Annotated in this window: 23 protein-coding genes; 6 read left to right on the top strand and 17 right to left on the bottom strand. The window is 68.6% G+C overall.

Going from position 1 to position 26,313, the window contains the following annotated elements; genetic code table 11:
- Nucleotides 1-7: 7 nt before the first annotated feature.
- Genes argG through HCX50_RS03750 form a run of 4 tightly spaced genes read right to left on the bottom strand, consistent with a single transcriptional unit; the run spans nt 8 to nt 3,443 of the window.
- Entirely contained in the window at nt 8-1,453 is a 1,446-nt protein-coding gene (gene argG, locus HCX50_RS03765) for an argininosuccinate synthase (protein ID WP_091028311.1), read from the bottom strand.
- 43 nt (nt 1,454-1,496) lie between these two features.
- Entirely contained in the window at nt 1,497-1,913 is a 417-nt protein-coding gene (locus HCX50_RS03760) for a PIN domain-containing protein (protein WP_167633069.1), read from the bottom strand.
- Nucleotides 1,897-2,130 (bottom strand): AbrB/MazE/SpoVT family DNA-binding domain-containing protein, encoded by a 234-nt coding sequence (locus HCX50_RS03755; protein ID WP_237682326.1) that lies wholly within the window; start codon nt 2,128-2,130, stop codon nt 1,897-1,899. The genes HCX50_RS03760 and HCX50_RS03755 overlap by 17 nt, the downstream gene beginning before the upstream one ends.
- A gap of 47 nt (nt 2,131-2,177) precedes the next feature.
- Nucleotides 2,178-3,443: an MFS transporter gene (locus HCX50_RS03750; protein WP_167633068.1), complete on the bottom strand. Its 1,266-nt coding sequence runs from the start codon at nt 3,441-3,443 to the stop codon at nt 2,178-2,180.
- 117 nt (nt 3,444-3,560) lie between these two features.
- Between HCX50_RS03750 and HCX50_RS03745 the strand changes: the two genes are divergently transcribed.
- Complete coding sequence (locus tag HCX50_RS03745; protein WP_167633067.1) at nt 3,561-4,265, top strand: ZIP family metal transporter; 705 nt, start codon at nt 3,561-3,563, stop codon at nt 4,263-4,265.
- A 34-nt stretch (nt 4,266-4,299) separates the two neighbouring features.
- On the opposite strand, the gene HCX50_RS03740 is transcribed toward HCX50_RS03745, so the two are convergent.
- On the bottom strand, nt 4,300-4,707 hold the full coding sequence (locus HCX50_RS03740) for a pyridoxamine 5'-phosphate oxidase family protein (protein WP_091028322.1): 408 nt from the start codon (nt 4,705-4,707) through the stop codon (nt 4,300-4,302).
- 201 nt (nt 4,708-4,908) lie between these two features.
- Between HCX50_RS03740 and HCX50_RS03735 the strand changes: the two genes are divergently transcribed.
- Entirely contained in the window at nt 4,909-5,880 is a 972-nt protein-coding gene (locus tag HCX50_RS03735) for an alpha/beta hydrolase (protein WP_167633066.1), read from the top strand.
- 69 nt (nt 5,881-5,949) lie between these two features.
- On the top strand, nt 5,950-6,945 hold the full coding sequence (locus HCX50_RS03730) for a hypothetical protein (protein WP_237682325.1): 996 nt from the start codon (nt 5,950-5,952) through the stop codon (nt 6,943-6,945).
- 10 nt (nt 6,946-6,955) lie between these two features.
- Here the strand turns inward: HCX50_RS03730 and cls are convergent, their stop codons facing one another.
- The 9 genes from cls to HCX50_RS03685 all read right to left on the bottom strand — a co-directional run bounded on the left by cls (nt 6,956) and on the right by HCX50_RS03685 (nt 17,843).
- On the bottom strand, nt 6,956-8,416 hold the full coding sequence (gene cls / locus HCX50_RS03725; protein WP_167633064.1) for a cardiolipin synthase: 1,461 nt from the start codon (nt 8,414-8,416) through the stop codon (nt 6,956-6,958).
- Nucleotides 8,417-8,527: 111 nt separating this feature from the next.
- Nucleotides 8,528-9,637 carry a hypothetical protein gene (locus HCX50_RS03720; RefSeq protein WP_237682324.1) on the bottom strand — a complete coding sequence of 370 codons (1,110 nt, stop codon included), beginning with the start codon at nt 9,635-9,637 and terminating at the stop codon, nt 8,528-8,530.
- Nucleotides 9,634-10,422, bottom strand: a complete 789-nt coding sequence (locus HCX50_RS03715) for a hypothetical protein (protein WP_167633062.1) — start codon at nt 10,420-10,422, stop codon at nt 9,634-9,636. Before HCX50_RS03715 ends, HCX50_RS03720 begins: the two co-directional genes overlap by 4 nt.
- Before the next feature lie 142 nt (nt 10,423-10,564).
- Nucleotides 10,565-13,102, bottom strand: coding sequence for an RICIN domain-containing protein (locus HCX50_RS03710; RefSeq protein WP_237682323.1), 2,538 nt, complete (start codon nt 13,100-13,102; stop codon nt 10,565-10,567).
- Between the two features lie 246 nt (nt 13,103-13,348).
- Complete coding sequence (locus HCX50_RS03705) at nt 13,349-14,398, bottom strand: VWA domain-containing protein (RefSeq protein ID WP_167633060.1); 1,050 nt, start codon at nt 14,396-14,398, stop codon at nt 13,349-13,351.
- A complete protein-coding gene (locus HCX50_RS03700) occupies nt 14,395-15,381 on the bottom strand; it encodes a VWA domain-containing protein (RefSeq protein WP_337748979.1) in 987 nt (328 codons plus the stop codon). The genes HCX50_RS03705 and HCX50_RS03700 overlap by 4 nt, the downstream gene beginning before the upstream one ends.
- On the bottom strand, nt 15,372-15,860 hold the full coding sequence (locus HCX50_RS03695; protein WP_167633059.1) for a hypothetical protein: 489 nt from the start codon (nt 15,858-15,860) through the stop codon (nt 15,372-15,374). Before HCX50_RS03695 ends, HCX50_RS03700 begins: the two co-directional genes overlap by 10 nt.
- A complete protein-coding gene (locus HCX50_RS03690; protein WP_167633058.1) occupies nt 15,847-16,734 on the bottom strand; it encodes a DUF58 domain-containing protein in 888 nt (295 codons plus the stop codon). The genes HCX50_RS03695 and HCX50_RS03690 overlap by 14 nt, the downstream gene beginning before the upstream one ends.
- An 8-nt stretch (nt 16,735-16,742) precedes the next feature.
- On the bottom strand, nt 16,743-17,843 hold the full coding sequence (locus tag HCX50_RS03685; protein ID WP_374956818.1) for an AAA family ATPase: 1,101 nt from the start codon (nt 17,841-17,843) through the stop codon (nt 16,743-16,745).
- Nucleotides 17,844-18,138: 295 nt separating this feature from the next.
- Between HCX50_RS03685 and HCX50_RS03680 the strand changes: the two genes are divergently transcribed.
- Nucleotides 18,139-19,563: an NAD(P)/FAD-dependent oxidoreductase gene (locus HCX50_RS03680; RefSeq protein WP_337748978.1), complete on the top strand. Its 1,425-nt coding sequence runs from the start codon at nt 18,139-18,141 to the stop codon at nt 19,561-19,563.
- A gap of 128 nt (nt 19,564-19,691) precedes the next feature.
- On the opposite strand, the gene HCX50_RS03675 is transcribed toward HCX50_RS03680, so the two are convergent.
- The gene (locus HCX50_RS03675) at nt 19,692-20,429 is read right to left on the bottom strand and encodes a Pr6Pr family membrane protein (protein ID WP_167633057.1); all 738 of its coding nucleotides are present in this window, start codon (nt 20,427-20,429) and stop codon (nt 19,692-19,694) included.
- Nucleotides 20,430-20,535: 106 nt separating this feature from the next.
- On the opposite strand from HCX50_RS03675, the gene HCX50_RS03670 reads away from it, so the two are divergent.
- Nucleotides 20,536-22,695 carry an adenylate/guanylate cyclase domain-containing protein gene (locus HCX50_RS03670; RefSeq protein ID WP_167633056.1) on the top strand — a complete coding sequence of 720 codons (2,160 nt, stop codon included), beginning with the start codon at nt 20,536-20,538 and terminating at the stop codon, nt 22,693-22,695.
- 2 nt (nt 22,696-22,697) lie between these two features.
- Entirely contained in the window at nt 22,698-24,122 is a 1,425-nt protein-coding gene (locus HCX50_RS03665) for a mechanosensitive ion channel domain-containing protein (RefSeq protein WP_167633055.1), read from the top strand.
- 60 nt (nt 24,123-24,182) lie between these two features.
- Here the strand turns inward: HCX50_RS03665 and HCX50_RS03660 are convergent, their stop codons facing one another.
- Nucleotides 24,183-25,169, bottom strand: coding sequence for an Abi family protein (locus HCX50_RS03660; RefSeq protein WP_167633054.1), 987 nt, complete (start codon nt 25,167-25,169; stop codon nt 24,183-24,185).
- A gap of 169 nt (nt 25,170-25,338) precedes the next feature.
- Nucleotides 25,339-26,271, bottom strand: a complete 933-nt coding sequence (locus HCX50_RS03655; protein ID WP_167633053.1) for a DMT family transporter — start codon at nt 26,269-26,271, stop codon at nt 25,339-25,341.
- Nucleotides 26,272-26,313 lie beyond the last annotated feature (42 nt).

Here is a 26,313-nt window from a genome sequence, read left to right as displayed (position 1 = left end):
AACAGCGTCAGTCGGTGCCGGAGTCGAAGGCCGCGCCCTCGGACGCGGTGTCGACCGCATCCGCCAGGTTCTCGTCGGCTTCGGAGATGGAGCCGTGGACCGACTCGGTGATCTCGGCGGACTCGCCGGCGGTCACCCGGCCGACCAGCTCGCCGGTCGCACCGCCCACGAGGCCCAGGCCCGCGTACTGCTCGAGGCGGGCCCGCGAGTCGGCGATGTCGAGGTTGCGCATCGTGAGCTGACCGATACGGTCGACCGGCCCGAAGGCGGCGTCGCCGACGCGCTCCATCGACAGCTTCTCGGGGCCGTAAGACAGGTTCGGCGAGACCGTGTCGAGGATGGTCCAGTCGTCGCCACGGCGCAGACGGATCGTGACGGTGCCCGAGATCGTGAGGCCGACCCAGCGCTGGATCGACTCGCGCAGCATGAGCGACTGCGGCTCGAGCCAGCGGCCCTCGTACATCAGGCGGCCGAGGCGGCGACCCTGCTCGTGGTAGGTGGCGAGGGTGTCCTCGTTCAGGATGCCGTTGACGAGGCGCTCGTAGGCGATGAACAGCAGCGACATGGCGGGAGCCTCGTAGATGCCGCGCGACTTCGCCTCGATGATGCGGTTCTCGATCTGGTCGCTCATGCCGAGGCCGTGGCGTCCGCCGATCGTGTTCGCCTCCATGACGAGGGCGACCGGGTCGCTGTACTCGACGCCGTTGATCGCGACGGGGCGGCCCGCCTCGAACGTGACTGTGACGTCTTCGGTCTCGATCGCGACCGACGGGTCCCAGAACTTCACGCCCATGATCGGGTCGACGGTCTCGAGCGAGACGTCGAGGTGCTCGAGGGTCTTCGCCTCGTGCGTCGCGCCCCAGATGTTCGCGTCGGTCGAGTAGGCCTTCTCGGCCGAGTCGCGGTACGGGAAGTCGCGGGCGACGAGCCAGTCGCTCATCTCCTTGCGGCCGCCGAGCTCGGTGACGAAGTCGGCGTCGAGCCACGGCTTGTAGATGCGCAGGCGCGGGTTGGCGAGCAGACCGTAGCGGTAGAACCGCTCGATGTCGTTGCCCTTGTAGGTGGAGCCGTCGCCCCAGATGTCGACGCCGTCCTCCTTCATGGCGCGCACCAGCAGCGTTCCGGTGACCGCGCGCCCGAGGGGCGTGGTGTTGAAGTAGGTCTTGCCGCCGGAGCGGATGTGGAAGGCGCCGCAGGAGAGGGCGACCAGGCCCTCTTCGACCAGGGCGGTCTTGCAATCGATCAGCCGCGAGGCCTCGGCGCCGTACTCCAGCGCACGGCCCGGGATCGAGGCGATGTCGTCTTCGTCGTACTGGCCGAGGTCGCCGGTGTACGTGAAGGGCACGGCGCCCTTCTCGCGCATCCACGCGACGGCGACGGAGGTGTCGAGTCCTCCGGAGAAGGCGATGCCGACGCGCTCGCCGACGGGCAGGGACTGGAGGACCTTGGACATGCTTTCCAGTCTATCCGCGTGCGGCGTGTCGCCCCGTGCCGCGTCAGACGACGGCGACAGCCACGCCGAGGGCTGCGTATGTAACCATGGCGCGGCGGTCGCAACTGAGGAGCGTCACGCCGGCTGTGCGAGCGCAGAGCGCGACCAATCCGTCGTACACCGCTCCACCGGAGACCCCGGCATCGGCGAGAACGTCGACGGCGGTCCGCGCAGTCTCTTCTGGGAGGGAGACCGACCGGGGGAACGCAGTCCGGATCGCGCGAGCCGCGGCGGGCGGAGTCAGACGATTCGGGCCGGGGAGGCGCGTGAGAACGGAGTAGGTCTCAGTCGAAGCGTGGCCCGCGAGTCCGAGGACTGCGCCGGCGCAGGCGGTCTGGACAGCGAGGTGCGCGGTGTTGTCTTCGACGAGGAGAGCGACCGCCGCGCTCGTGTCGAGAAGAAGGTCAGCGCTGGTCGGCAAGGCGCAGCTCGCGGATGTCTTCGGGCGTGAGAGTGGTGCCAGACGACGCGATGACGAGGCGCCCATCCTTCTCGATGAGGTTGTCCGGCGCCTCGATCTCGATTCGGATGCCATTGCCGTCGAGGATCAGGTCGACCGGGCCCGGGATCAGCCCCACGCGCTCACGGAGCGGTGCAGGGATCACGATTCTTCCTGCCTTATCCATGGTTGCCTTCATGCCATCAGAATACCATTTGGTCGGCACGAGGGGGTCGGGCCGACCGACTACTCCGGCGGGGCGACATCCTCATGGCGTGCCGTGCGCAGCGGGGAGAACAGAACGATCAGCGCGGCGACCGTGAACACCACCACGGCCACCGCGATCGTCACGCGGTAGCCGAAAGCGGTGGCGAGGCCGCCCGCGAGCAGTGCGCCGACGAGGAAGGTGACGCGGTTGACCGTGCGGATCGACGCGTTCAGCCGCCCTTGCATGTGGTCGGGGGCTGCGGCCTGGCGGTAGCCCATCTCGTTGGGATCCTCCAGACCCATACCCAACCCGAACAGGAGCTGCCCGACTCCGAGGGGGATGGCGATGATGGCGAGAGAGGCGATGTCCGAGAGCGGGAGGACGACGATCGCGGTCCAGGCGACCGCCGACAGGATGCGTCCGGTGAGCACGGCGCCGCCGACGCCGAATCGTCTTCCCGCCGCCGGGGCGAGGAGAGCGCCGGCGAATCCGCCGACGCCGCCCATCGCGAGGACGATGCCGAACATCAGCGGACTCAGTCCGAGTTCTCTCAGCGCATAGGGGGCGAATGCGGTCAGCGCGATGCTGTTGCCGAGGAACCAGACGTTGATCGATGCGGCCATCGGGGCGAGCGTGCGGTGGGAGTACGTCCAGCGCAGGCCCTCCATGATGTCGTGTCCGAGGTGGCGGCCATCGGTCCGGCGCTGCGCCTTCGCCTCCTCGACACGGATCCGACTCAACAGCACCGCGCTCACGACGTACGCGACGGCGTCGATCAGGATCGCGAACGGAGCGCCCAGCCAGCCGACGAGGGCACCGCCGACGGCGGGGCCCGTGGTCTGGGCGACCGTGCCTGCCTGGCCGAGGCGCGCATTCGCGGCCACGAGCTGATGCCGGGGCACGAGGCGGGGGAGCATCGGCTGCGCGGCCGAGTCCGCGATGAGGGTGAGCGCGCCGTAGAGCAGGAACAGGGCGCCGAACGACCAGACGGTCAGAGTCCCCGTGAGCCACAGCACGGGCACGAGCGCCAGCGTCAGCGCACGGCCGATGCTCGCGAAGACCATCGCCGGCTTGCGCCGCCATCTGTCCATCAGTGCGCCGACCACCAGGCCGAAGAGCAGGTAGGGCACGACGTTGGCCGCGTTGAGCAGGCCGATCTCGAACGGAGTGGCGTCCAGCGTCGTCACGATCAGGACCTGGAACGCGATCGCGGTCACCGCCCCGGTGAACGCGCCGAGGGTCGAGGACGACCAGAAGAGGGCGAACGCGGGGACGCGCAGCACCTCTTTGGGTCTGTCGCTCATCCCGCCTCGCTCCGTCGCCGCCCGCTGCTGTCATCCTATTCACCGCCTTCTCCCCTGGTGGGTCGAGCCAGGGAGACGCAGCAGGAGGTGGGAGAGTAGGCCCCACGGAGGTGCGGCATGGGCGAAGCAGTCCTGTGGGGTGTGGTGGCGGCAGCGCCACTGTTCATCGGCGCGGTGCTGGCCCTGCTCCGGAAATGGCCCCCGCGGTGGCTCGGCATCGTCCTCGGATTCGGCGCCGGTGCCCTCATGGCCTCGATCGCTTTCGAGCTCTGGGAAGAAGGGCTCGACCTCGCCGGTCCCGTCCCGCTGGTGGTCGGCGTCGCGGCCGGCGCCATCAGCTACTACATCGCCGATCGCATCCTCGATGCCCGTGCCGCGAAGACCAAGTCGCAGGCGGGTGGAGGCCAGCTCGCGGTCGGTGCCCTGCTCGACGGGATTCCCGAGCAGCTCGTGCTCGGCATCGGCCTGGCATCGGGAGAGCCGGTGAGCATCGCGCTCGTGGTGGCCATCCTCGTGTCGAACCTGCCCGAGTCGATCGGGTCGGCCGCCGACCTGCTCGAGGGGGGCATGGCGAAGTCGCGGGTGCTGCTGCTCTGGGCGGGGGTGGCCGTGATCTGTGCGGCGGCGACCGTCGCGGGGTTCGCGCTGGCCAGCGTGACGGGCGACGCCTTCCGATCCGCATCGAGCGGCTTCGCGGCCGGAGCGCTGCTGGTGATGCTCGTCGACTCGATGGTCCCCGAGGCGCAGTCCAAGGCGAAGGAATCGACGGGGCTCGCGACCGTGCTGGGCTTCGCGCTCGCCGCGGGGCTGGCGTTGGCGTGAGAGCGCGCGCCACGGCAGACCCCGCCGCCGCGTCTCAGATCTTCGGGTGTGCCGGCTCTCGGCGCACGCTGCGACCGGAGATGCTGTCGATGTGCAGGACAAGAGGGAGACTGCGATCCTCACCCGCCCAGGGGTGCACTCGAGCGGTGATGTCGGCCGCCACTTCTTCGGCCGCTCGGGAGAGGCTGCCGTGCAGCAGGACGCTCCACGCCGTGCTCCCGATCGGATCGTGATAGTCCACCTCGAACGAGACGTCGACCGGATCGCGCGTCAGATCGGCCAGCAGGCCGTCGGGTGACGTTCGCAGAACCAACTCGTGCCCGGAGACCGCGAAGTTCACCGGGTGGATCTGCACCCGCCCGTCATGGACGAAGCCGATGCGTCCGATCGTGGTGGTGCTCAACAGGTCGTAGGACTGCTGTTCATCGAGTTCTCGGATCATGCGCATTCCTTCCCTCTGGCGCCAGGCTATCCGGGGCGGCACGACCCTTCAAGGGAGTCCGCCACCGGCGGAACCGCGCCCCCGCCACCCGGCGGACGGGAGGCGTCGGATCCGCCCCGACCGGCGGGTTACCCTCGGATGCGGCGTGCACGAGGCTGGCGGGACGCCGCCGCGATGGCGGCCGAGGACAAAGGAGTTCTGATGACTGACACGACCCTGGCACGCCCGCCCTTCGACCCCGAGCTCGAAGCGGCTCTCGCCCTCGTGGGCGACCAGATGCCGTCCACGCTCACGCCGGAGATGATCCCGTTCCTGCGCCAGTCGCCGGTCGGTGGCGAGGACGAGATCTTCGCCGCGCTCGCCGAGCGCGGCTTCACGTACCGCGACGTGTCGATCCCCGGCCACGAGGGGGACGCGATCGTCGTCTCCGTGATCGAGAAAGAAGGCAGGACCGGCACCGGTCCCGGCTTCTTCCACACCCACGGCGGCGGGATGATCATCGGCAACCGCTGGCTCGGGGTCGTCGGCTTCCTCGACTGGGCCGAGCGGTTCAACGGCGTGATCATCACGGTCGAGTACCGGCTCGCCCCCGAGTTCCCCGATCCGTACCCGGTGGAGGACTGCTACGCCGCGCTGCTGTGGGCGGCCGAGAACGCGGGGGAGCTCGGCATCGACCTGTCACGCCTCATGATCGGCGGCGGGAGCGCGGGCGGCGGTCTGGCTGCCGGCACCGCTCTGCTGGCCCGTGACCGGCAAGGCCCTGAGCTGATCGGGCAGCTGCTCATCTACCCGATGCTCGATGACCGCGACGAGTCGGTCTCGACCCACCAGATCGACGGCATCGGCATCTGGGACCGCGGGTCGAACGTCACGGGATGGACGGCCCTCCTGGGCGACCGCAAGGGCACCGACGACGTCTCGATCTACGCCGCCCCGGCCAGGGCCACCGACCTCAGCGGTCTGCCGCCCGCGTTCATCGACTGCGGGAGCGCCGAGGTGTTCCGCGACGAGGATGTCGCCTACGCCACGAAGCTCTGGGAAGCCGGGGTCCAGGCCGAGCTGCACGTCTGGGCCGGCGGCTTCCACGGCTTCGACATGTTCGCCCCGCACACCGCCGTCGCGCAGGCCATGCTCGCCGCTCGCGACAACTGGGTGAACCGCCTGCTCTCCTGAGTCCGATCCCACCCTGCGGGGCCGCACCGACCCCGTAGGGTGGAATCCCCGTGCGCGATGGAGCCCGACATGCAAGATCTGCTGGGGCGGCTCACCGCCCTCGACCCGGATGCCAGTGAGACGCTCAAGGTCGTCACGTACTTCGACGCCCTCGTCGCCCGATCGGTCGGCGTGGAGAGCATGCTGCGCGGGGCCGCTGTGCTCAGCGGCGCGACAGTCGGCCAGCGCGACGGACGGCAGATCGTGCGGGTGCGGGCCGATGGTGTGCGCATCGACCCGATCGAGCCCTCGCATGCCTGGCCGGTGCGCGAGAGCGGGCCGGGAGCGATCGCGTGGATCGAACGCGAGGGTGCCGCGCACACCAACGACGCCATGATCCTGGAACGTCTCGCCCTCGCCCTCGGCATCATCCGCGCACGCCGCTCGGTCGGTCCGGAGAGCGCGGTCGAACTCGCGATCAGCTCCTACGCGGGGTCGGACGAGCGGGCTGCCGCGCTGCCTCGGCTCCGGCTCGGCGCGAGCACGCTGCGCCTGGTCGCCTCACCGCCCGATCCCGCGCCCCTGCCGCAGCATCCGTCTGCCGTGGTCGCCACCCGTCACGGCCTGACCCGCGCAACGATCCTGGATGCCGAGACGGATGCCGTGAGCGCCTGGCCCGACTGCGAAGGGCTGCGCCTCGGTCTGGGAACCGCGGGACCGGGAGAGCACCTTCCGCGGTCGTGGGCTTCCGCGCTGGTGGCGGTACGGCTGACCAGTCCCGCCGAGCCGATCGTCGATGTCGCCGACCTCGGAGCCCTGCTGCTCGTCGCGGACGCCGCGGAGCAGGGGCCCCTCCATCCGGATGCCGCCGCGCTCGCCGCCCTCGACGACCGCAGTCGCGAGCTGCTCGACGCCGTCGCCGAGGAGCAGAGCGTGCGCGCCGCAGCCCTGCGCCTGGGTCGTCATCACTCCAGCGTGCAGGAGCGGATGACGGCTCTCGTCGAGACCCTGGGCTACGACCCGCGCACCTCCCGCGGGCATGCTCGGTACGTGCTCGCCCGGATGCTGCTGACGCTCGGTTCCTGAGCGGGTCGTCTCAGTTCAGCGCCGACGTCAGCCGGAACACTCCGTCGAGGAACGTCGACTTCGCAGGCTCGCGCAGCCACTCGTCCAGCGTCAGCTCCCGCCCCGCGGTGCGGTACTTCTGCTCGACGTCGCGCATCTGCGCCACGAACGACTCGCCGCGAACCAGCAGCGACATCTCCGAGTTCAGACTGAACGAGCGGATGTCCATGTTGCTCGAGCCGATCACGGCGACGTCGTCGTCGATCGAGAAGTGCTTCGCGTGCAGGATGTACGGCGCCGGATACAGGAAGATGCGCACGCCCGCGCGCAGCAGTGTCTCGTAGTAGGAGCGCTGTGCGTGGTAGACCATGCCCTGGTCGCCGAGTTCGGAGACGAACAGCTGCACGTCGAGCCCGCGCTGGCAGGCCGTGGTGATTGCGTAGATCATGGCCTCGTCGGGCACGAAGTACGGGCTGGTGAGGATGACTTTCTCGGTGGCGCCGTGGATCAGGGAGAGGAACATCCGCAGATTGTTCTCGGTGCCGTACGCCGGACCGCTGGGCACCATCTGGCAGTGGAGGTCGGCGCCCGCGGGCGTCGGCACGGCGGATGCCGGGACTCGTTCGACGGCCGACAGATCCTCTCCGGTCTCGATCAGCCAGTCGGACAGGAACACGGCGTCGACCTGGGCGACGACCGGACCCTCGACCCGCGCGATCAGCTCCTGCCACATCAGCCCGCGCTTGATGTTCTTCTCCGCGTTGTAGTCGCGCGAGATGAGGTTCTGCGAGCCGACGAACCCGACCCTCCCGTCCACGACGACGAGTTTGCGGTGGTTGCGCAGGTCGGGCCGCTGGTACTGGCCCTTGAACGGCCGCACCGGCAGCATCCACGACCAGGTCACACCGATCCGGTCGAGCTCGGCGAACGTCTCCTCGGACTTCGGGATCTTGCGGGAGGCGATGTAGTCCGCCAGCAGGCGCACGGAGACACCGCGGGCGACCGCCCTCTCCATCGCGAGGAAGAACCCCTGGGTCGTGGCGTCTCGTGCGGCGATGTAGAACTCGACGTGCACGTACCGCTCGGCCGTGTCGATCGCGGCGGCCATGGCGTCGATCGATCCCTGGTAGTCGTCGATCAGCTCGGCCGACGAATCGCCGACCACCGGGAGTCCCGTGAGCGCGTGGTTCTGCTGAGCCACGCGTTGGAGCCACCGCGGCGCCTGTGCGTCGGGATGGTCGACGGCCGCCGCGGCGATCATCGCGGTGATGCGCTGCTGCTCGTCGCGACGCTTCTTCGGCAGCCGAAAGTTGCCGATCAGCAGGTACAGGCCCATGCCGACGAAAGGCACGAGGAACACGAGCAGCAGCCACGCCATCGCAGCCGTGGGCTTGCGGTCGCGGGGGATGTAGATCAGTGCGATCACATTGATGGCGAGGGCCGCGAGGGCCAGGATCGTCCAAATCAGGTTCGCGGAGACGAGCGCGTCCATGCGTCCTCCTTCGAGGGGATGCCTGAGTGTGGCACGCGCCGCGGCGCCGTCGGGACGCGGCTCATCCTGCGCGGGTGGGGCATGCGCCGACGTCACGCATGCTCCGGACGGTCACTCGAAGCCGGGGTACTCCTGCAGTTTCGTCTCGAACTCGGCACGGTCGTCTTCGCCGAGCACACCGCTGGCGATCACGACGAGCTGCAGACCCTCGAGCGGTTCTCCGGAGCGGGCGGCCTGCGCTTCGCGCGCGGCGAGGAATCCGCCGTCCTGGTCGTTCGACAGGTCGTAGATGTTGGCGTAGAACCGCATCGGATCGGGGTAGTTCTCGGTGTAGTACTCCCACGTGTGCTGCGTGCGGGGATCGTCGCTGCCGTAGAGCTTCGCGATCATCGACGGGTCGATCCCCGACCCGGTCGGGTCGTTGAAGGAGTAGAGGTTCCACAGCCCGTGCTGCACGACCACGTCGTCGATCGCGGCCATCACCTCTTGCTTGCGCGCGTAGCCCTGCACAGGCTGCTCGGTCGCCCACGCCGCGGAGGTGTACTCGACGAGCATCGATTCGCCGCCGTAGCCGTTGCGTTCGGGGCGCAGATCCTCGTCACCGACGGCAACCCACGTGTATCCGAATTCCTGGGTGAGCCTCGTCCGGATGTCGGCGAAGAGCTCCTCGGACTGTGCGCGCACCTCTTCCAGAGACTGCTGCCCGAGCGTCTCCTGCGGATCGGTGCCCTTGATGCCGGGGTACGCCTCCGCGTGCTTCTGATCTGCGGTCTTGGCGCCCTCGTAGCTGCCGGCGGCCGACGTCTGCAGGGCGCTCATGCCGCCGACGGTCGCGACGTTGAACAGGACCGTCACGATCAGCGCGATCGCCCCCAGCTTGCGTGCCCGCGGCGAGAACAGGGCGGCGACGACCGTGCCGACCACCACGAGCTGCGCGGTGAGCATCGTGACGCCGTAGAGCACGTCCGTGCCGCCGGCGACCAGCGTGCCGAGCAGGGTCAGCGCGAACAGGACGGCGATGGCGAGGGCGATCCATCCGAGGGCGTTCGCGGGTTGCTTCGGCTCCGCGGGCGTCAGGGGCGCGGGCGGGGCGACGGCGGATTCGCGAGTGGGAGCCGAGGCCTGGCGTCGCGCACCGTGATAACCGCCGGGCGGGGGGACGGGAGGTGCCCCTTCGGCCCCGGCGAGGTAGCGGGCCCGCTGCTGCTCGTGATCGCTCACCACGGCTTGTCCGTTCCCGTGCCGCCGGGCTCGTCGCCCTGCTGCTGATCCCGCTCCTGCGTGCCCTGTTCGAGCTTGCCCTCGAGTTCGTCGAGTTTGCCCTCGGAAGGCTGCTCTTCTTCACCGGGCTGCTGCTCGGGTTCCTGTGGCTCCTGCTGTTGCTCCTGCTGCTTCTGCTTGAGCCGATCCTCGGTGCCGTCGAGGGTGTCGGACATGTCGCGCTGCGGGTCGGAGGATTGCTGCTGCGCCTCTTCGCTGTGGCATTCCTCCGGCGTTTCGACCGTGATGGTCAGCGCCTCGCCGTAGAACTCGGCGGCGGCGGCACCGTCGCCGTCGGCACGCGCGGCGTCGCCCATCCGCTCGACGACGAGCGCGAGGTTGATCCGCACCCCGCACACCTCCAGTCCGGTGGCGAGGTCGAGTGCCTCTTCGAGCTCGGCCCTGGCCTCGGGCAGCTGCTCGGCCGCGCCGAGGGCGGTGCCGATGTTGAACGGCGCCTTGTACTGTTCGAACCAGTTGAGGAAGTCCTGTCCGCGCGCCGAGGCTTCGGAGCCTGCGAAGTCGTCGACCACGTAGGCGGTGATCGCCTGGTGAGCGAACGCGTACATGCTCAGCAGCTTGCCCACGAAGAGCAGCGCCGCGAGGGTGAGCGGGATGGTTCCGATCGCGACCCACCGGCGGATGCTGCGCCGGCGACGGTTCGAGCGGAGCAATGCTGCCGCCGCCTCGTTCGCGAGGGGTGTGCGGTGCGCTTCGGTGACGGGGCGTGTCGAAGCGTGCGTCACGCTCCACCTCCTCGCCACTCGCGCCCCGTTCTGCGGCAGACGAGCGGTCCTCGAATCGGCACGGGAAGCGCTGAACATCCTATCCAGGGAACAACAGAGCCGACCTCAGGTATCCCCGAGGTCGGCTCTCTGTCCGTGCGCCCTAGCCTGCGGTGGGCAGGGTGAACTGCGAGAACGTCGACGGTGTGGCGGTGCAGTCGTTCTGGATGTAGTTCGCACCGTCTGCGGTGTTGCCGCCGAGCAACGTGAGGCACTGGCCGGAGTGGCTGGCGACGAGCTGGCTGTAACCGTTGCCCAGGTCCTTCAGGCTCCACAGGAGGTGCGCCTGGTCGGAGCAGTCCCACTGCAGCACCTGCGCGTGTCCCGACAAAACCTTGGCGCTCAACGACACGGCGAGGCACGCTCCTGTCGCCACGTTCTTGAGCTGGACCTTGCCGTACGGCTTCGGCACGATGGTCCACTGCTGGGATGCGGCTTTCGTGACGGGCTGCTGGACTGCGGGGGAGGCGGAGCCGGAGACTCCGAGGGCCTTGCCGCTGTCCTTCGCGACCAGCGCGACGGTGCCGGCGGGGCGCAGGAGGAACTTGAGGTTGTCCGCGCCGGTGGTCGCGCCGCAGTCGGTCTGGACGTAGTTCGCGCCGTCTGCGGTGCCGCCACTGAGCGTGAGGCACTTGCCGGAGTGGCCGGCGACGAGCTGACCGTAGCCGTTGCCGACGTCCTTGAGGCTCCAGAGGAAGTTGGCACTGTCGGCACAGGCCCACTGCAGCACCTGCGCGTTTCCCGACAAGACCTTGCTCAAGGACACCGCGAGGCAGGCCCCGGTGGCCACGTTCTTCAGTTGGAACTTGCCGTCCGGTTTCGGAACGGTGGTCCACTGCTGTGATGCCGCTCCCGTGACGGGCTGCTGCACCGTGGGGGATGCGGTGCCGGAGACTCCGACGGCCTTGCCGCTGAACTTCGAGACCAGCGCGATGGTGCCGGTCGGCGGCGCGACGGTGGCGGCGCCGCTCGTGGCGGTGTTCCCGGAGGCGTCCTTCGCGACGACCGTGTACTGCGGCAGCGGACCGGTCGGGGCCGCCGTGTCGGTGAGCACGACGTCCGGACGCTTCCACCAGGTCGCATCCGCCGTCGTGGTCGCAACGGGCGTCGAGGTGCCCGACCGGTAGAGCTCATAGGTCAGCGTGAGATCGTCACGATCCCAGTTGGCGGGAATGGTGACGGTGACGCGCTTCGCATCGTCGGTGGTTCGTGTTGCGGAGCCGACCCAGTCGTCGCCGGAGAGGCGCGGCTTGTCCTTCGCTCCGCCGGGAGGCGTGGTCGAGAAGCGGACGATGCCCTCGAACTGTCCGTTGTTGACGGAACGGAACTCGCCGCCGATGGAGATCATGTTCCCGGTTCCGGTGATCGACAGGCCCGCCTGACCCAGTCCCGAGGTCACGCCGACGGCCCAGTCCGGCGACCACGCGTAGGCCGAGGGAGCGGGCGTGCCCGCCCAGTCCTTGTACTTGGGAGCCGCAGGCTGGTGTCCGAGTGTTCCGCGCGCGTCGGCCGTGAAGGCTTCGGAGTAGCGGTGCGTGGTCTTCGGCTGCTCCGGGTGCAGGCCGACAGTCCCGCAGGCGTGGGTGTGGCTCGTGGTGTAGACCACCTTGCCCGTGGAGTAGACGCCGTAGTGGTCCCCGAGGCAGTCGGCGACCCAGCGGATCTTGCCGGTGCCGGCCTCGGCGGCGAACGCGCCTTCCAGGTTGACCGTCTCGCCCACCTCGAAAGCCCAGGCGGTGCCGTAGACGCCGGTCGCGTCGGTGGCGAGACCGAAGATCCCGGCTTGCCCCGCGGAAGTCGCGGTCGCTCCGTTCTTGATCGTCTGGGGGGCTTGCCAGTTCGTGTCCACGACGCCGCTGCCCTTCCAGACCGCGCCGAGACCCCGCATCGCGGTGTTGCCGCTGATCTGCGAGAAGCGTCCGCCGATGATGGTGTCTTTCCCGGCCGGGTCCATGACCATGGCGTCGACCTGCTGGTCGGTCGTGGGTGCCCAGGGCAGGAGGGCGCCGTTCGAGGCTTCGAAGGCGGCGAGGTTCTTGCGTGCGGTGCCGTTGCCCTGCGTGAAGAGCCCGCCGGCGTAGACGCTCGATCCGGAAGTCGCCAGTGAATAGACGCCCGATCCGCCGATCGAGGGCACGAAGCCCGGCACCAGCTCGCCGGTCGCGGCGTCGAGCGCGGCGATGTTCCACCGGTCTTTGCCGTTGACGGCGTTGAAGGAGCCGCCGATGTAGATGCGGCTGCCGTCGGGCGATGCCGCGACGGCCTTGATCACGCCGTTGACCGTGGGTGCGAACGGCAGCAGTGCGCCGGTGTCGATGTCGTAGGCGAGCACGTTCGAACGCGCCGTGAGTGCCGCGCCCGGTGCGGCCTTCGGTTCGCGCGCGTTGTCGAACTTGCCGACGGCGTAGACCGTGGACCCGATCGTCGTCTGCGCCCAGACGTAGCCGTTGTCGATCTGGACGGTCGGAATCGGATCTGACGTGACGACGTTGTCGTCACGTTGCAGCAGTGGTGGCGGTGAGGTCTCTGCCGCCATCGCCGCTCCGCCACCGGATGAGACCAGGCCGGCGGCGACCAGGGCCCCGACGGCGGCGCCGATGGCCGCTTTCCGGGCGCGCTTCAGCGCAAGGATGTTCCCCATGTGTTGTTCCCCAGTGATTTGATGTCGACCTTCAGGCCGACATGACATCGCCGCGCGTTCCCACCGAGTCGGCTTCCCCACGAGCCTGCGACACGGTCGATCCGCGACGACGAACCTATGCCCGGACAGGTAGCCCGTGGCAGGTAAAACGATACGGACCGGAGGACGGGAGCGCCACGGATCCCGCACCTTCATACCGGATCGCGCACGGCCCCGGTGGTCGAGTCGAGCGTGAGGCGATCGGTGCTACTGCCCGGAGCCGCCGGGATGCCGCTGCCGCGTCGGGCGCAGCTGCCGGAGCTTCGCGATGAGCATCGTCGCGCGCGTGAGCTCGATGCCCAGGATGAGGAGGATGATCAGCGCCGCGACCCAGTACAGCTCCATCACGTTGCCGACTTCTCCCGACTCGGCGTAGTTGGTCGTGGTGGCCGGCGCCTCCGGCAGCACGGGGTCGGCCTCTGCGGTCCGATGCTCGTACTCCACGCCGAGCTGGTCGGCGATGGCCTCCAGGTTCGTCTCGTCGATCACCGAGAGCGCATCTGCCCCCTCGTACTGGATGTACTCGGCGCCGCCCTCGGCGAGCCCGCCCGTGGTGATGCGCATCGGCCCGCCCTCCGCCGTGCCGTAGCCGAACACGGCCCCTGCGTCGGTGTACTTCTCGCTCGAGCTGAACGACTCGGGCTCGCTGTCGACCGTCTGCTCGCCGTCGCCGAAGTAGAACACCATCCGCGAGCGGTCGGGTGACGACTCCGCGGCCGAGGTGAGGGTCTCGGTCAGCAGTGGCGCCGCGATGCCGATCGAGCTGCCTCGCGACTGACTCGTCACCTCGGGGCGCAGCACCTCCAGCGATCCCATGAGCGCCGTGGTGTCGGTGGTCAGCGGCATCCGCAGTTCGGCCGCTGCATCCGAGGTGATGAGGGCGAAGCGCGCTCCCGGGTACTCCTCGACGAGCGCACGCACGTCGTCACGGATGCCGTCGAGCCGCGGCTCGTCGTCGCCCCAGTCCTCGGCGACGATGCTCGCGGTCGTGTCGACGACGAGCACGATGTCGGTATCGGTCGCGAGCGTCTGCGTCGCGCCTCCCGGGATGCCGGGGCGCAGCAGCAGCGCGGCGCACGCGAGCACCAGCACCAGGCGCATCGCCCACAGTGCGCGGTGTCCGGCGACCGTGCGCGTATCGGCAGGGGCCCCGCCGGCGGACCGGGGAGGTCGCACCAGGACCCAGATCGCGAGTGCGGCGATCGGGGCGATCAGCAGCAGGATCAGCAGCGGGTTCAGCACGGGCTGGAAGATCACAGTCGCACCCTCCACAGCACCACGACGAAGCCGAGGAGACAGACCGAGAGCACCGCGATCCAGAGATTCGGTGCGTCGGTCCAGACCACCTGCGCCTCGCCGCGCAGCTCGGTCGCCTCCTGCTCCTGCACCTGCTCGACGATGTCGGAGACCGTCGTCGTGTCGCGCAGGCCGAACGCGGCCCCGCCGGTGGCCTCAGCCGCGGCGGTGAGCTCCGCGCTGACGTCGGCATCCTTGCCCTGCACCGGGTTCAGGGCGAACACCCGCACCTCCTTCGAGGCCGCATACGCCGCCGCCTCGTCGAGCGTGACGATGGAGGCACCGTTGACCTCATTGTCGGTCGCGAAGATCACCGACCGCGAACGATCGTCGCCCGGACGGTCGAACCCCATCGTGCAGGCGGCGAGGCCGTCTCCGATCAGGGAGGCGCCGTCGCCGTTGAGGGTGCCGACCCAGTGTTCGGGGATCTGGTCGACGTAGTCGAAGCTCCGGGTCATGCTCTCCAGGTGCTCGCGGATGAAGTCGTAGTCGTCGGTCAGCGGGAAGATCTGCACCGGGGAGCTGTTGAAGATCGTCAGCCCGATCCGCTCGCCCTCGAAGTCGTCGAGCAGCTCTTCGAAGACCGTCAGCACCTCGACGTCGACCTCGGACATCGAGCCGGAGACGTCGAGGCACAGCATGATGTCGCGGCTCGTGTTGACCGGCTGGATGGTCTGGGCCGACATCGGTCGAGCGGCCACGACGCCCGCCACGATAGCCGTCACCGCGCCCAGAGCCAGGATGCCCGACAGCGCGAGAGCCCGCCGCGCCAGCGCTCGACGGAACGTCGGCAGTGCGCGCAGGCGCTCGGCGCGAGCGACGCGCGCCGTGTCGCCGCCGCGACCGCCTCCGCTCCGCCGCAGCCCGAGGATCAGGCCGACCGTGACGGCGACCATGACGACGGCGACCGCGGCGACCAGCATCCACACGTTCGCTAGTGCCACGCCCGCACCACCGTTCGTGCGGCCTCGGCGCCCGCGATCGGATCGATGGCCGGCCCCGGACGGAAGATGCTGGGGTAGTAGTGCCTGCCCATGGCGTCGATCAGGGCAGGATGCACGCCCCGCGCCACGAGGTCGTCGAGCGCGAGCACCGGGGCCTCGAGGCCGCTGTACTCGTTCACGAAGGTGCGGACGACGCGGCTCAGCTCGAGGTTCGCTTGCCGGGCACTGAGTCGGCTCTCGCGGTACTCGTTCTCGATCTGCTGGATGCGACCCATGTACTCGGTGCGCAGCTGCGACAGCACGTCGATGATCAGCGGCGGATGCCCGGCGGCCTCATCCACGGGGAGCGTGCGCCGCGGCCGCGTGAGCACGATGAGCAGCCAGGCGCCGAGCACCAGGAGAACGAGGATGCCGATCGCGAGCAGCATCCATCCCCAGCCGTACTGCGCCGGCGGGTAGAGCTCTTCAGAGCCGGGCATTCGACCTCCGGTTCAGCAACTGCAGCAGCTGCGCGACGGCGTCGTCCTGCCCGTCGAGGGAGGAGTGGCTGATCTCGAGGCGGGTGAGGAGCTCGTCTCGGTGCGCCGCGTCGGCGTCGTGCTGCGCGGTCAGCTCCTGCACGATGGCACGGTCGCCCTGCACGAAGTCCGGCACCTGCCAGCGGCTGTCCGCATCGCTGCGGATGCGTCCGGTGGCGTGGTCCAGCACCGGGTCGGCGTCGCGCAGGGTGAGCCAGAGCACGTCGTGCTGCACGCGCAGGCGGCGCAGCATCCGCTCGGTCTCACTCGTCACGGGGGCCTCGTCGGTGATGACGACCACGATCATCCGGCGCGAGATCGTGCGGGTCACGAACGAGAGCAGGGCGTCGCGGTCGCTGGGCGCCGAGCTGTCGTCGATCGCCCGGTCGATCGTGCGCAGGGCGTGTTCGAGCGCGCCCTCACTGCGGCCGGGCGCGAGACGCCGCACCTTCGCCGCGTCGCCGTAGACGGTGCTGAAGTCGTCGCCGTGGCGCAGCGTGAGCACGCCGAGCGCCCCCGTCGCGAGGATCGCCAGCTCCTTCTTCGATCGCTCGTCGGCGGCGAGGGCCGACATCGAGCGGCCCGTGTCGACCACGAACAGCACCGTGTGCATGCGGGTCGCGCGGGAGCGTTTGACGAGCGGGGTGCCCAGCCGCGCGGTCGCCCGCCAGTCGATGTCGCGTACCTGATCGCCGTACTCGTACTTACGCAGGTCTTCGAAGTCGAGGCTGCGCCCGTGCAGGAGCGACGCGTAGGCGCCGTCGAGCGCGTGCAGCGACTTGCGTGTCGAGTGGATGAAGAGCTTGCTCTTCACCTGCGTGATCAGGCTGGCCATCGGAGGGGTCAGGGCGTGGGGACCGACGCGAAGATCTGGTCGATGATCTCTTCGCTGCGGACGCCCTCGGCATCCGCCTCGAAGGTCAGCAGCACGCGGTGGCGGAGCACCAGGTGACGCAGCTCGCGGATGTCTTCGGGCAGCACGTGGGAGCGGCCCTTCAGCAGGGCCAGCGCCCTGGACGCCTGCAGGAAGGCGATGCTCGCACGCGGGCTCGCGCCGTACTTGATGAAGCGGGCGCGCTCCTCGCCGATGTACGGCGCCGGGTTCCGGGTGACGTAGGCGATCGACACGATGTAGTTGCGGATCGCGGGGTCGACGTAGATGCGGCTCGCGACGTCTTGCAGCAGGCGCACGTCGTCGAGGCTCACGGCGCTGGTCACGTGCCGGTCCGGGTCGAGCACGCCCGAGTCGATGCGGCTGAGAACCTCGAGCTCTTCTGCCGGGCTCGGGTATTCGACGATCTCCTTGAGCAGGAAGCGGTCCATCTGCGCCTCGGGCAGTTCATACGTGCCCTCCTGCTCGATGGGGTTCTGCGTCGCGATCACGAGGAACGGCTTCGGCAGGTGGTGGATCTCGCCGCCGATCGTGGTCTGGTGCTCCTGCATCGCCTCGAGCATCGCGCTCTGCGTCTTGGCGCTGGAGCGGTTGATCTCGTCCAGCAGCACGAAGTTCGCGTGCACCGGACCGAGCACGGTGCGGAAAGAGCCCGTCGCCGCGTCGTAGATCTGGTTGCCGGTGATGTCGCTCGGCAGCAGGTCGGGGGTGCACTGGATGCGCTTGAACTGCGCCTTCACGGTGTCGGCGAGGGTGCTGGCAGCCGTGGTCTTGGCGAGCCCGGGCACGCTCTCGAGCAGGATGTGGCCGCCGGCGATGAGCGAGACGAGCAGGCTCGTGCGCAGCCGCTCCTGGCCGACCATCTTGGCCGAGTAGGAGGTGGAGATGATGCGCAGGACCTCGGTGGCCCTGGCCATCTCGGCATCCGTCGGAGCGCCGTTCGCCGGTGCCGCGGCCGGTGCCGACGCGGGTGCCGGGTCGGGTGTGCGCGCGGGTGCGGGCGGGGGCGGAGGCGCGGCCGGATACGGGGATGCGGCGTTCAGGTCATGCATGCTCTCTCCTCCTGAGGAGCGCGGCGCGTCCCCCCGCGGACCAGCGTAATAGCTGCGCCTGTGGGGCGGGATTCTCCCCGTCGCGCGGAGCTCTCATCGCGAACGCTCCGCCCCACGTCGAGATCTCCGCCCCGGGCGTGCCCCCACCCGCCGGCACCCGCGACCGACACTGATACCGTCGAAGGGCAGCCGCTTTCCGGGCAGGTCGAGCTTTTCGCTCCCACCGGGACAGACCTGTTCCTCGCTCGGATGCGGCCGCTGACCGATACATGACTGAAGAGTATGAGGACGATACGTGACGAGCAGAGAACGAGTAGCGATCATCGGCGCCGGCCCCTCGGGTATGGCGCAACTGCGGGCCTTCGAGTCCGCGGGCCGCGCGGGGGCGGACATCCCCGAGCTGGTCTGCTTCGAGAAGCAGGCCGACTGGGGCGGACAGTGGAACTTCACCTGGCGCACGGGACTCGACGAGTTCGGCGAGCCGGTGCACTCCAGCATGTACCGCAACCTGTGGTCGAACGGCCCGAAGGAAGCGCTGGAGTTCGCGGATTACAGCTTCGACGAGCACTTCGGCCGTCCCATCTCCTCCTACCCGCCGCGTCCGGTGCTGTGGAACTACATCGCCGGCCGCCTGGAGAAGAGCGACGTGCGCGACCTGATCCGCTTCCAGACCGTGGTGCGCTGGATCGAGTTCGACAGCGAGCGCGAGATCTTCACGCTCACCAGCGAGAATCTGCCCACCGGCGAGTCGACCGTGGAGGAGTTCGACCGCGTCATCGTCGCCAGCGGGCACTTCTCCTTCCCGAACATGCCGGACTTCGCCGGTATCGAGACCTTCCCCGGCTACATCAGCCACGCCCATGACTTCCGTGGCGCCGAGGCGTTCGCCGACAAGGACGTGCTCGTGATCGGCGCGAGCTACTCGGCGGAGGACATCGGCAGCCAGGCGTTCAAGATGGGCGCGCGCTCGGTGACGGCGAGCTTCCGCTCGGCGCCGATGGGCTACGACTGGCCCGACGGCATCGAGGAGCGCCCGGTCGTCGAGCGGTTCGAGGGCGACGTCGTGTTCTTCGCCGACGGCACCTCGAAGCGTGTGGATGCCGTGATCATGTGCACCGGGTACCTGCACAAGTACCCGTTCCTCCCCGACGACCTGGCTCTGTCGTCGCCGAACAACGTCTACCCCGACGGCCTCTACCGCGGCGTGGTCTGGCAGGGCAATCCGCGCCTCACCTACCTCGGCGCGCAGGACCAGTGGTTCACGTTCAACATGTTCGACGTGCAGGCCTGGTTCGTGCGCGACCTGATCCTCGGCCGCATCGTGCTGCCGGATGAGGCCGAGCGCGCCGCATCCATCGCCGAGTGGCGCGCGCGATTCGGGCAGATCGACTCGGCGGCTGCGGAGATCCGCTTCCAAGCCGACTACATCCGCGACCTGCTGGAGCTCACCGACTACCCGGAGTTCGACATCGACCGGGTCGTCGAGATCTTCCTCGCGTGGAAGCACGACAAGCAGGACGACATCATGGGCTACCGCGACCGCGTCTACGAGTCGGTCATGACCGGCACGCTCGCGGTCGTGCACCACACGCCGTGGCTCGAAGAGCTCGACGACTCCCTCGAGCGGTACCTCGATGTGGATCCGGATGCCGTCGAGCCGGCGCGCCTCATCGCGGGGCAGCCGCGCGACGACGACCGCGAGGCTCTCGCCACCGTCTGACCGTCCGCTCGCCCCTCCCGTGCATGCGGGGTGTGGGGTGGGATTCTCCCCGTAGGGCGGAGGTTTCCGGACGAAACCTCCGCCCTACGGCGAGATCTCCGCCTCACGCGCGGCGTCAGAGCGCGACGTCAGAGCGCGAGGTCGGCGGGCGGCACGGTGGCGTCGGCCGTCGAGTCCGACACGGTCGCGCGACGACGGCCGACCCAGACCACGAGGGCGGCGGCGCCGATGATGATCGCGGCGATCAGGAGCACGTAGAGAGAAACCCCGACGAAGCCGCCGCTCAGTCGGGGGTCGAGGAACGGGTACGGGTACCAGTACGGTGTCCCCGACGCCGGTGCGATCACCAGGTTCGCGCGGATCAGGGTGTAGACCACCCAGACGATCGGGAAGATCGCGGCGATGCCGACGGCGCCCCATCCGAGAGCCCGACGCCGCGGCGCGAAGAGGACGTCGGCCAGCATGATGATCGGGATGACGACGTGCAGCACTTCGTTGGACCATCCGACGGTGGAACCCTGCGGCAGCTCGATGCCGCGCAGCAGCAGGTTGTAGACGACTCCCGTGACGATCATGTAGGTGCTCGCGCACATCAGCAGGACCGCCAGCCAGCGGGGCTCGGCCGTCATCGTGCTCCGCTGCCTCAGGGCCCAGATCCCACCGCACGCGAGCGCGACCGCGGCCAGCACGTTCGACTCGATCGTGAAGAAGCTGAAGAAGTTCGCGATGACGGTGGGCAGGTGCGCGCCCCACTCGGTCGTCGCCGCTCCCGCGATCTCGAGGGAGCGGATGAGCTGCGCCACGATCGCGGCGACAGCCAGAACGGCTGCGGCGATGCGCAGGTAGGGCCACCAGGTCGTCGTCATGTTCGCCTCCGGTCGCAACTGTAGTGGCAGGTTTCCATAGACCGCGGGACCGATATATCGATATCGTCGGACCGATCACGCAGGTGCGCGCATGGCGGAGGGGCAGATGAGCGACAGCGGTAACGGCACGGTCGATGCGGGTGTGGTGAAGAAGGGGCGGTTCCGGCGAGCCGGCCTCAGCATCCAGTCGAAACTCCTCATCATGCTGCTGGCGGTGAGCCTCGTGTCATCCGTGATCGTGGGAGCCATCGGCTTCATCAACGGGCGCCAATCCCTGCACGACTCGGCGGTGGATCAGCTCATCACGATCCGCTCGATGCGGGCGGCCGAGGTCACGACGTTCATGGAGAGCGTTCGTCGCGATGCCTCCCTGCACTCGCGGAACCTCAGCGCGCAGAACATGTCGACGGCGGTCAATGCGGGCTTCGCCGACCTCGCCGACGTGGAGCTCGACGAGAGCCGGCGCGACGCGGTGGAGTCCTATTACCAGGACGTCTTCATCCCCGAGCTCGAGGGGCGGTCGGGCGAAGAGTACGGCGATACGGCATTCATCCCGGAGACCAGTGCCGGGCAGTACGTGCAGTCGGAGTACGTCACGGGTAACCAGGACTTCGACGCCGACTACGACGCGCAGCTCGATCTCACCGACAGCGGCGACGGCACGAGCTACTCGGCTGCGACCGGAAGGTACGGCGACTACTTCACGCGCCTGGTGCAAGAGGCCGGCTACGAGGACGCCCTGCTGCTCAACCTCGACGGCGATGTCACCTACTCCGCCTACAAGGGGGTCGAGCTCGGTACAAACCTGCTGACCGGTCCCTACCGCGAATCCGTCCTGTCGAAGGCATACTCCGAGGCGATCGCGACCAACTCCGTCAACACCGTCGTCCTCACGGACTTCGATCGCTGGATCCCCTCCCTCAACGTCCCCGCGATGTGGGTCGTCTCTCCGGTCGGCAACGACAGTGGCATCACCGGGGCGATGGCGTTCCAGATCTCCATCGACACGATCAACGACGTGATGACGGGCAAGGAGCAGTGGAAGGCGCAGGGCCTCGGCAACACCGGCGAGGTCTACCTCGTCGGACGCGACGACCTGATGCGCAGCACCGCTCGGCGGCTCGTCGAAGACCCCGAGGACTACGTCAAGCGCCTCATCAGCGGAGGGATGGCGCCCACGATCGTCGACCGCATCGGCGCCATCAAGGGCACGGTCCTGCTGCAGCCGGTCGACACCAAGGCCGTGCAGGAGGCACAGGCCGGCCGCAGCGGCACGGTCGTCGGGCGGGACTTCATCGGCGGTGAGAGTGTCACCGCGTACGCTCCGCTCGAGATCGAAGGTCTCGACTGGGTGGTGATCGCGCGGATCGACACCGCGGAGGCCTTCGAACCGGTGAACGTCTTCACCCGCAACGTCCTGTTGTCGCTGCTCGGCATCATGCTCGGCGTCTCGCTGCTCTCGCTGCTGCTCGCGCAGGTGTTCACCCGCCCGATCCACCGGCTCGTCGGCGCCGTGCATCGTGTCGCCGAGGGCGACCTCGACGTGCAGGTGCCGCAGAGCTCGCGCGACGAGTTCGGCGACCTCGGCAACGCCTTCAACGACATGGCCTCGAGTCTGCGCATCAAACAGGAACTGATCGAGGAGCAGCAGAAGGAGAACGAGAAGCTGCTGCACACGTTGATGCCGGCGAGCGTTGCGACCAAGTACAAGCAGGGTGACGAGGCGATCACCGAGGCGCACGAGAACGTGTCTGTCGTGTTCGCCGAGCTGGTCGGGTTCGATGACCTCACGCGCGACATGAGCGCAGAGGAGGAGATCGGCCTCCTCAACACGCTGATGCGCGGGTTCGACGAGGCAGCCGAGAAGGCGGGCGTCGAGAAGGTGCGCACGCTGCGCGGCGGCTACCTCGCGTCGTCGGGGCTGATCGTGCCCCGGGTCGACAACATCCGCCGCACCGTCGACTTCGCCCGCAACCTGCTCGGGGTGATCGAGCGCTTCAACGCGCAGAACGGCACCCAGATCTCGTTGCGTGCCGGTGTCGACACCGGCACCGTGACCAGCGGTCTCGTCGCGCGCACCAGCCTCGCCTACGACCTGTGGGGTGACGCCGTGAACCTCGCCTACCGGGTGCGCTCGGTCAGCGGCGAACCCGGCATCTACGTGAGCCAGACCGTGCGCGACCGCACCCAGGAGCTGGTCACCTACGTCGAAGCGGGGACGGTGGAGACGCAGGGCAGGACCGAGACCGTGTGGAAGGTGGTCTGATCATGGGCGACGTGTTCACGGGCGGGTGGGGCTGGTGGGTACTCACGCTCGCCGTCGGTGTGCCCGTGCTGCTGGTCGTCCTCACCGAGTTGATCGGCGCGCTGACCCGCCGGGGGAACCCGGTCGCGAAGCCGCTGCGGATGCTGCGCAACTGGGTCATCCCGGTCGGTGCGCTGTTCGCCCTGCTGATCTTCGCGATCCAGTCGCCGGCGGATCAGGTGTGGACGCGCGTGGTGGCGACGGTGTTCGGGTTCCTCGTGATCCTGCTCGTGCTGTCGGCGTTCAACGTGGCCCTGTTCGCCAACGCGAAGCCGGGTTCGTGGCGCGAGCGCATCCCGTCGATCTTCGTGGAGATCGGCCGACTCGTCCTGGTCGGCGTCGGACTCGCGCTGCTGTTCTCGTGGGTGTGGGATGCCGACGTGGGCGGGCTGTTCACCGCCCTCGGCGTCGGGTCGATCGTGATCGGTCTCGCCCTGCAGAACGCGGTGGGCGGTGTGATCTCGGGTCTGCTGCTGCTGTTCGAGCAGCCGTTCAAGATCGGCGATTGGCTGGATGCCGCGGGGGTTCGGGGCCGGGTCGTCGAGGTGAACTGGCGCGCGGTGCACATCGACACGGGCTCCGGCATCCAGATCGTGCCGAACTCCTCGCTCTCGGGGGCGTCGTTCACGAACCTGAGCGAGCCGGAGGGGCCGTACTCGGCCGAGGCCGCCGTGACCTTCTCGACCGACGACCCGCCACATGAGGTGATGGCGCTGCTCGTCGAGGTGGCGGACTCGTTGCCGATGCGGCTGCAGCGGCAACGGGCGACGGTCGACTACTCGGGAGCCGGCGCCTACTCCGTGTCGATCCCCGTCGCGGGGCCGGCCGATGCGTCTCGAGCGCTGTCGATGTACCTCTCCTGGCTCTGGTACGCCGCGCGACGCCGCAGTTTCGCGCTCGACGGCGACTCGACCGATCCGCTCGCCGAGCCGCAGCGCCTGGTCGAGGCGATGCAGGAGATCGCGCCGACCCTGCACCTGCGCGACGACGACATCGAGGCGATCCTCTCGGATGCCCGGCTGGAGCGCTACGGCGTCGGCGAGATCGTGCTGCCCAGCGGCATCGTGCCGGACGAGGTGCGCGTGGTGCTGTCGGGCCGTGCGGTGCTCGCCCTCGAGGTCGATGACGGCCGTGTGGATTTCGCCGCCGCGGAGAAGGGCGATCTCATCGGGCAGACCGCCCTCACCCGCGAGCGCACGCAGGCCGTGACGGTGGCGGGAGAGATCCTGACCGTGGTCGTGCTGCCGCTCACCACGATCGATGCGCTGATCCGCACGCGGCCGCGCCTGGCTGCCGAGATCGGGGAGTCGCTCGAGCTCAAGCGGACTCTAGCGGCCTCGCGGCTCGCCGAGCTCGGCATCGCGCGCGGAGTCATCACCGGGCGCTGAGCGCATCACAGCGCATGCAGTCGCGCACATTGCCTGCCCGACGGGATGACCCGCCTGGGCTCACCCTTGCCAGAGCTCGAGGGCGCCCCAGTCGCCAGGTGCACCGAGTGACTCGATCGTGAGCGACTCGGAGGCTGGGAAGTCGCGAAACAGAGCCGCGACTCGCGTGGTCCAGCCGGTATCCGGGTCTATCGCTGGGAGTAGATACGCGATCACTGCCAGTGCGTTGTACGTGCCATAGACCTGTTTGGGGTGCTCGGAATTGCGTAGATGGTCGAGCGCAGGGATCTGGCCAGTCTTTGGCCGCGACGGCGCGTTCTGGAGCTTCCGGTTGAACAACCGTGCGTGGTGAGCCGCAACATTCCGCATGTAGTTGAGGCTGGCGAGCCAACTCGCCATCAGCCTTTTCGTTGGGACGCCAAAAGCGAGAGCGACCTCTTCAGCGTCCACCTGATTCATCCCCCGATAGAGAACCGAGAGGTGGCCGAGTTCGAGGATCTCGGTGAGTGCCCAGACGGGCATTCTGTCGTCGTACTTCTGTCGGAAGTGTTCGACGAACTTCTCGTCCGAGCTAGCTTGCCGAGAACGGACCCGTTGCAGCCACTGCACATGCGTACTCGAGTTCGGGTCGCGGATGTCAGTGCCGTCCGTGATGAAAGCCGCAGTGAACCGGGTCGGATCTTCGTAGGCGAAGGCGGATGCTCTTCCCAAAACGTAGCCGAGGCGCATCCGGACAGCCACCTCGATGCGCTCGATTCCGTCAAGAACGAGGAGCCGGAGTTGTCGGTCGAAGTCGATGAGCTCCTCGGCATGGGATAGCCGCGTGCCCGGACGGTAGCGGCTGAGGACGCGTACGCGTGTGCGATCCTCGTCATCGACATACTCCTCGGACATCCGGAACGGATAGAGGTAGCCGGTGAGGCGGTAATAGCCGATCGCTGCCAAGATCTTCGCAGCGCGATTCCCATCCGGTATCTGGAGGCCGTGCTCGGTGAGACGCTCGACCTGCTGTTCCACGGACAACCAGTTTTTCGCGTACTCGACCATGACTCTCCCCCAGAAAGAAAATCAGCCCGCGCCTTTCGGCAACGGGCTGATCATGATGTCTTCATCATAGTGCAACGACGACCGCCCTGCTAGCAAAGGCGATGCTCACGTCGGGCGTTCTGCACGGGCCAGGCCACCGCGACGTTCCCCATCCCGCTGTTCGCCAGCATCACACCCGCCGGCGCCACCGCAGCCGGGTGATGAGCACGCCGAGCAGGCACAGCGCGCCGCCGAGGAACATCAGCGGCGTGGGCACCTCGCCGAGGATCGCCCACGACATCAGGATGGCGATCGCCGGCACCACATAGGTGGTCGCGGAGGTCTGCCCCGCGGTGCTGCGCTGCAGCACGTAGGCCCAGGTCGTGAAGGCGATCGCGGTCGGGAAGATGCCGAGGTAGACGACCCACAGCGTCGCATCCAGGGGTGCGGTCTGCAGGGCGTCGACGAGCTTCCCGACCCACGGGAGCAGTGCGACGGTGCCGGCGATGGCACCGAGCCAGGTCAGCGTGGTCGGGTCGACGCCCGAGGTGAGCAGGCGCTTCTGCACGAGCGTGCATCCGGCGTACATGACCGCGGCGAGGAGGGCGAGCAGTAGCCCCGTGATGTCTGGTCCCGCGCTGGTGGAGGAGTTCATGCCGATCAGGACGACACCGAGGAACGCGATCGGTGCCCCGATCACGAGCGGCTTCGGGAAGCCCTCCCGCAGGAACAGGCCGCTGAAGACCACGACCATGAGGGGTGCGAGGTTGACGACCATCGCGGCGGTGCCGGCGTCGAGGGTGAGCTCTGCGCTGTTCAGGGCGAGGTTGTAGACGCAGAACCAGCCGACGCCCCACACCGCGATGAGCAGCCAGTAGCGGCGCTCGGGAAGACGGATGCCGTGCCGCAGCGCGATGAGGGTCAGCACGACTGTGCCCACCGCCATCCGCAGCAGGGCCAGTGCGCCCGGGTCGTAGTGCGGCCCTGCTCCGCGGATGCCGATGAAGGCGGAGGCCCAGAGCACCACCGTGACCAGCGCGGCGATGAGCACGAGCGGCCCCTGTGCCTTCGGTGCCCCGGCGTCGGTGCGGATCCCGGGGTCGCCGGATGTGGCTCGTGACATCCTCCGATCCTCGCAGTGGCCTCCGACATCGGTCGACCACCC

The sequence above is a fragment of the Microbacterium sp. B19(2022) genome, from assembly GCF_012030385.1.
Taxonomy (GTDB): Bacteria; Actinomycetota; Actinomycetes; order Actinomycetales; family Microbacteriaceae; genus Microbacterium; species Microbacterium oxydans_B.
Note: the sequence above shows the minus strand (reverse complement) of the source record. Positions and strands in the feature narration are given on the sequence as shown.

Excerpts from the sequence above, each read along its gene's own strand:
- argG (WP_091028311.1), bottom strand. The coding sequence starts at position 1,453 with ATGTCCAAGGTCCTCCAGTCCCTGCCCGTCGGCGAGCGCGTCGGCATC.
- HCX50_RS03755 (WP_237682326.1), bottom strand. The coding sequence starts at position 2,130 with ATGAAGGCAACCATGGATAAGGCAGGAAGAATCGTGATCCCTGCACCG.
- HCX50_RS03750 (WP_167633068.1), bottom strand. The coding sequence starts at position 3,443 with ATGAGCGACAGACCCAAAGAGGTGCTGCGCGTCCCCGCGTTCGCCCTC.
- HCX50_RS03745 (WP_167633067.1), top strand. The coding sequence starts at position 3,561 with ATGGGCGAAGCAGTCCTGTGGGGTGTGGTGGCGGCAGCGCCACTGTTC.
- HCX50_RS03740 (WP_091028322.1), bottom strand. The coding sequence starts at position 4,707 with ATGATCCGAGAACTCGATGAACAGCAGTCCTACGACCTGTTGAGCACC.
- HCX50_RS03735 (WP_167633066.1), top strand. The coding sequence starts at position 4,909 with ATGACTGACACGACCCTGGCACGCCCGCCCTTCGACCCCGAGCTCGAA.
- HCX50_RS03730 (WP_237682325.1), top strand. The coding sequence starts at position 5,950 with ATGCAAGATCTGCTGGGGCGGCTCACCGCCCTCGACCCGGATGCCAGT.
- cls (WP_167633064.1), bottom strand. The coding sequence starts at position 8,416 with ATGGACGCGCTCGTCTCCGCGAACCTGATTTGGACGATCCTGGCCCTC.
- HCX50_RS03710 (WP_237682323.1), bottom strand. The coding sequence starts at position 13,102 with ATGGGGAACATCCTTGCGCTGAAGCGCGCCCGGAAAGCGGCCATCGGC.
- HCX50_RS03695 (WP_167633059.1), bottom strand. The coding sequence starts at position 15,860 with ATGCCCGGCTCTGAAGAGCTCTACCCGCCGGCGCAGTACGGCTGGGGA.
- HCX50_RS03690 (WP_167633058.1), bottom strand. The coding sequence starts at position 16,734 with ATGGCCAGCCTGATCACGCAGGTGAAGAGCAAGCTCTTCATCCACTCG.
- HCX50_RS03685 (WP_374956818.1), bottom strand. The coding sequence starts at position 17,843 with ATGCATGACCTGAACGCCGCATCCCCGTATCCGGCCGCGCCTCCGCCC.
- HCX50_RS03675 (WP_167633057.1), bottom strand. The coding sequence starts at position 20,429 with ATGACGACGACCTGGTGGCCCTACCTGCGCATCGCCGCAGCCGTTCTG.
- HCX50_RS03670 (WP_167633056.1), top strand. The coding sequence starts at position 20,536 with ATGAGCGACAGCGGTAACGGCACGGTCGATGCGGGTGTGGTGAAGAAG.
- HCX50_RS03665 (WP_167633055.1), top strand. The coding sequence starts at position 22,698 with ATGGGCGACGTGTTCACGGGCGGGTGGGGCTGGTGGGTACTCACGCTC.
- HCX50_RS03660 (WP_167633054.1), bottom strand. The coding sequence starts at position 25,169 with ATGGTCGAGTACGCGAAAAACTGGTTGTCCGTGGAACAGCAGGTCGAG.
- HCX50_RS03655 (WP_167633053.1), bottom strand. The coding sequence starts at position 26,271 with ATGTCACGAGCCACATCCGGCGACCCCGGGATCCGCACCGACGCCGGG.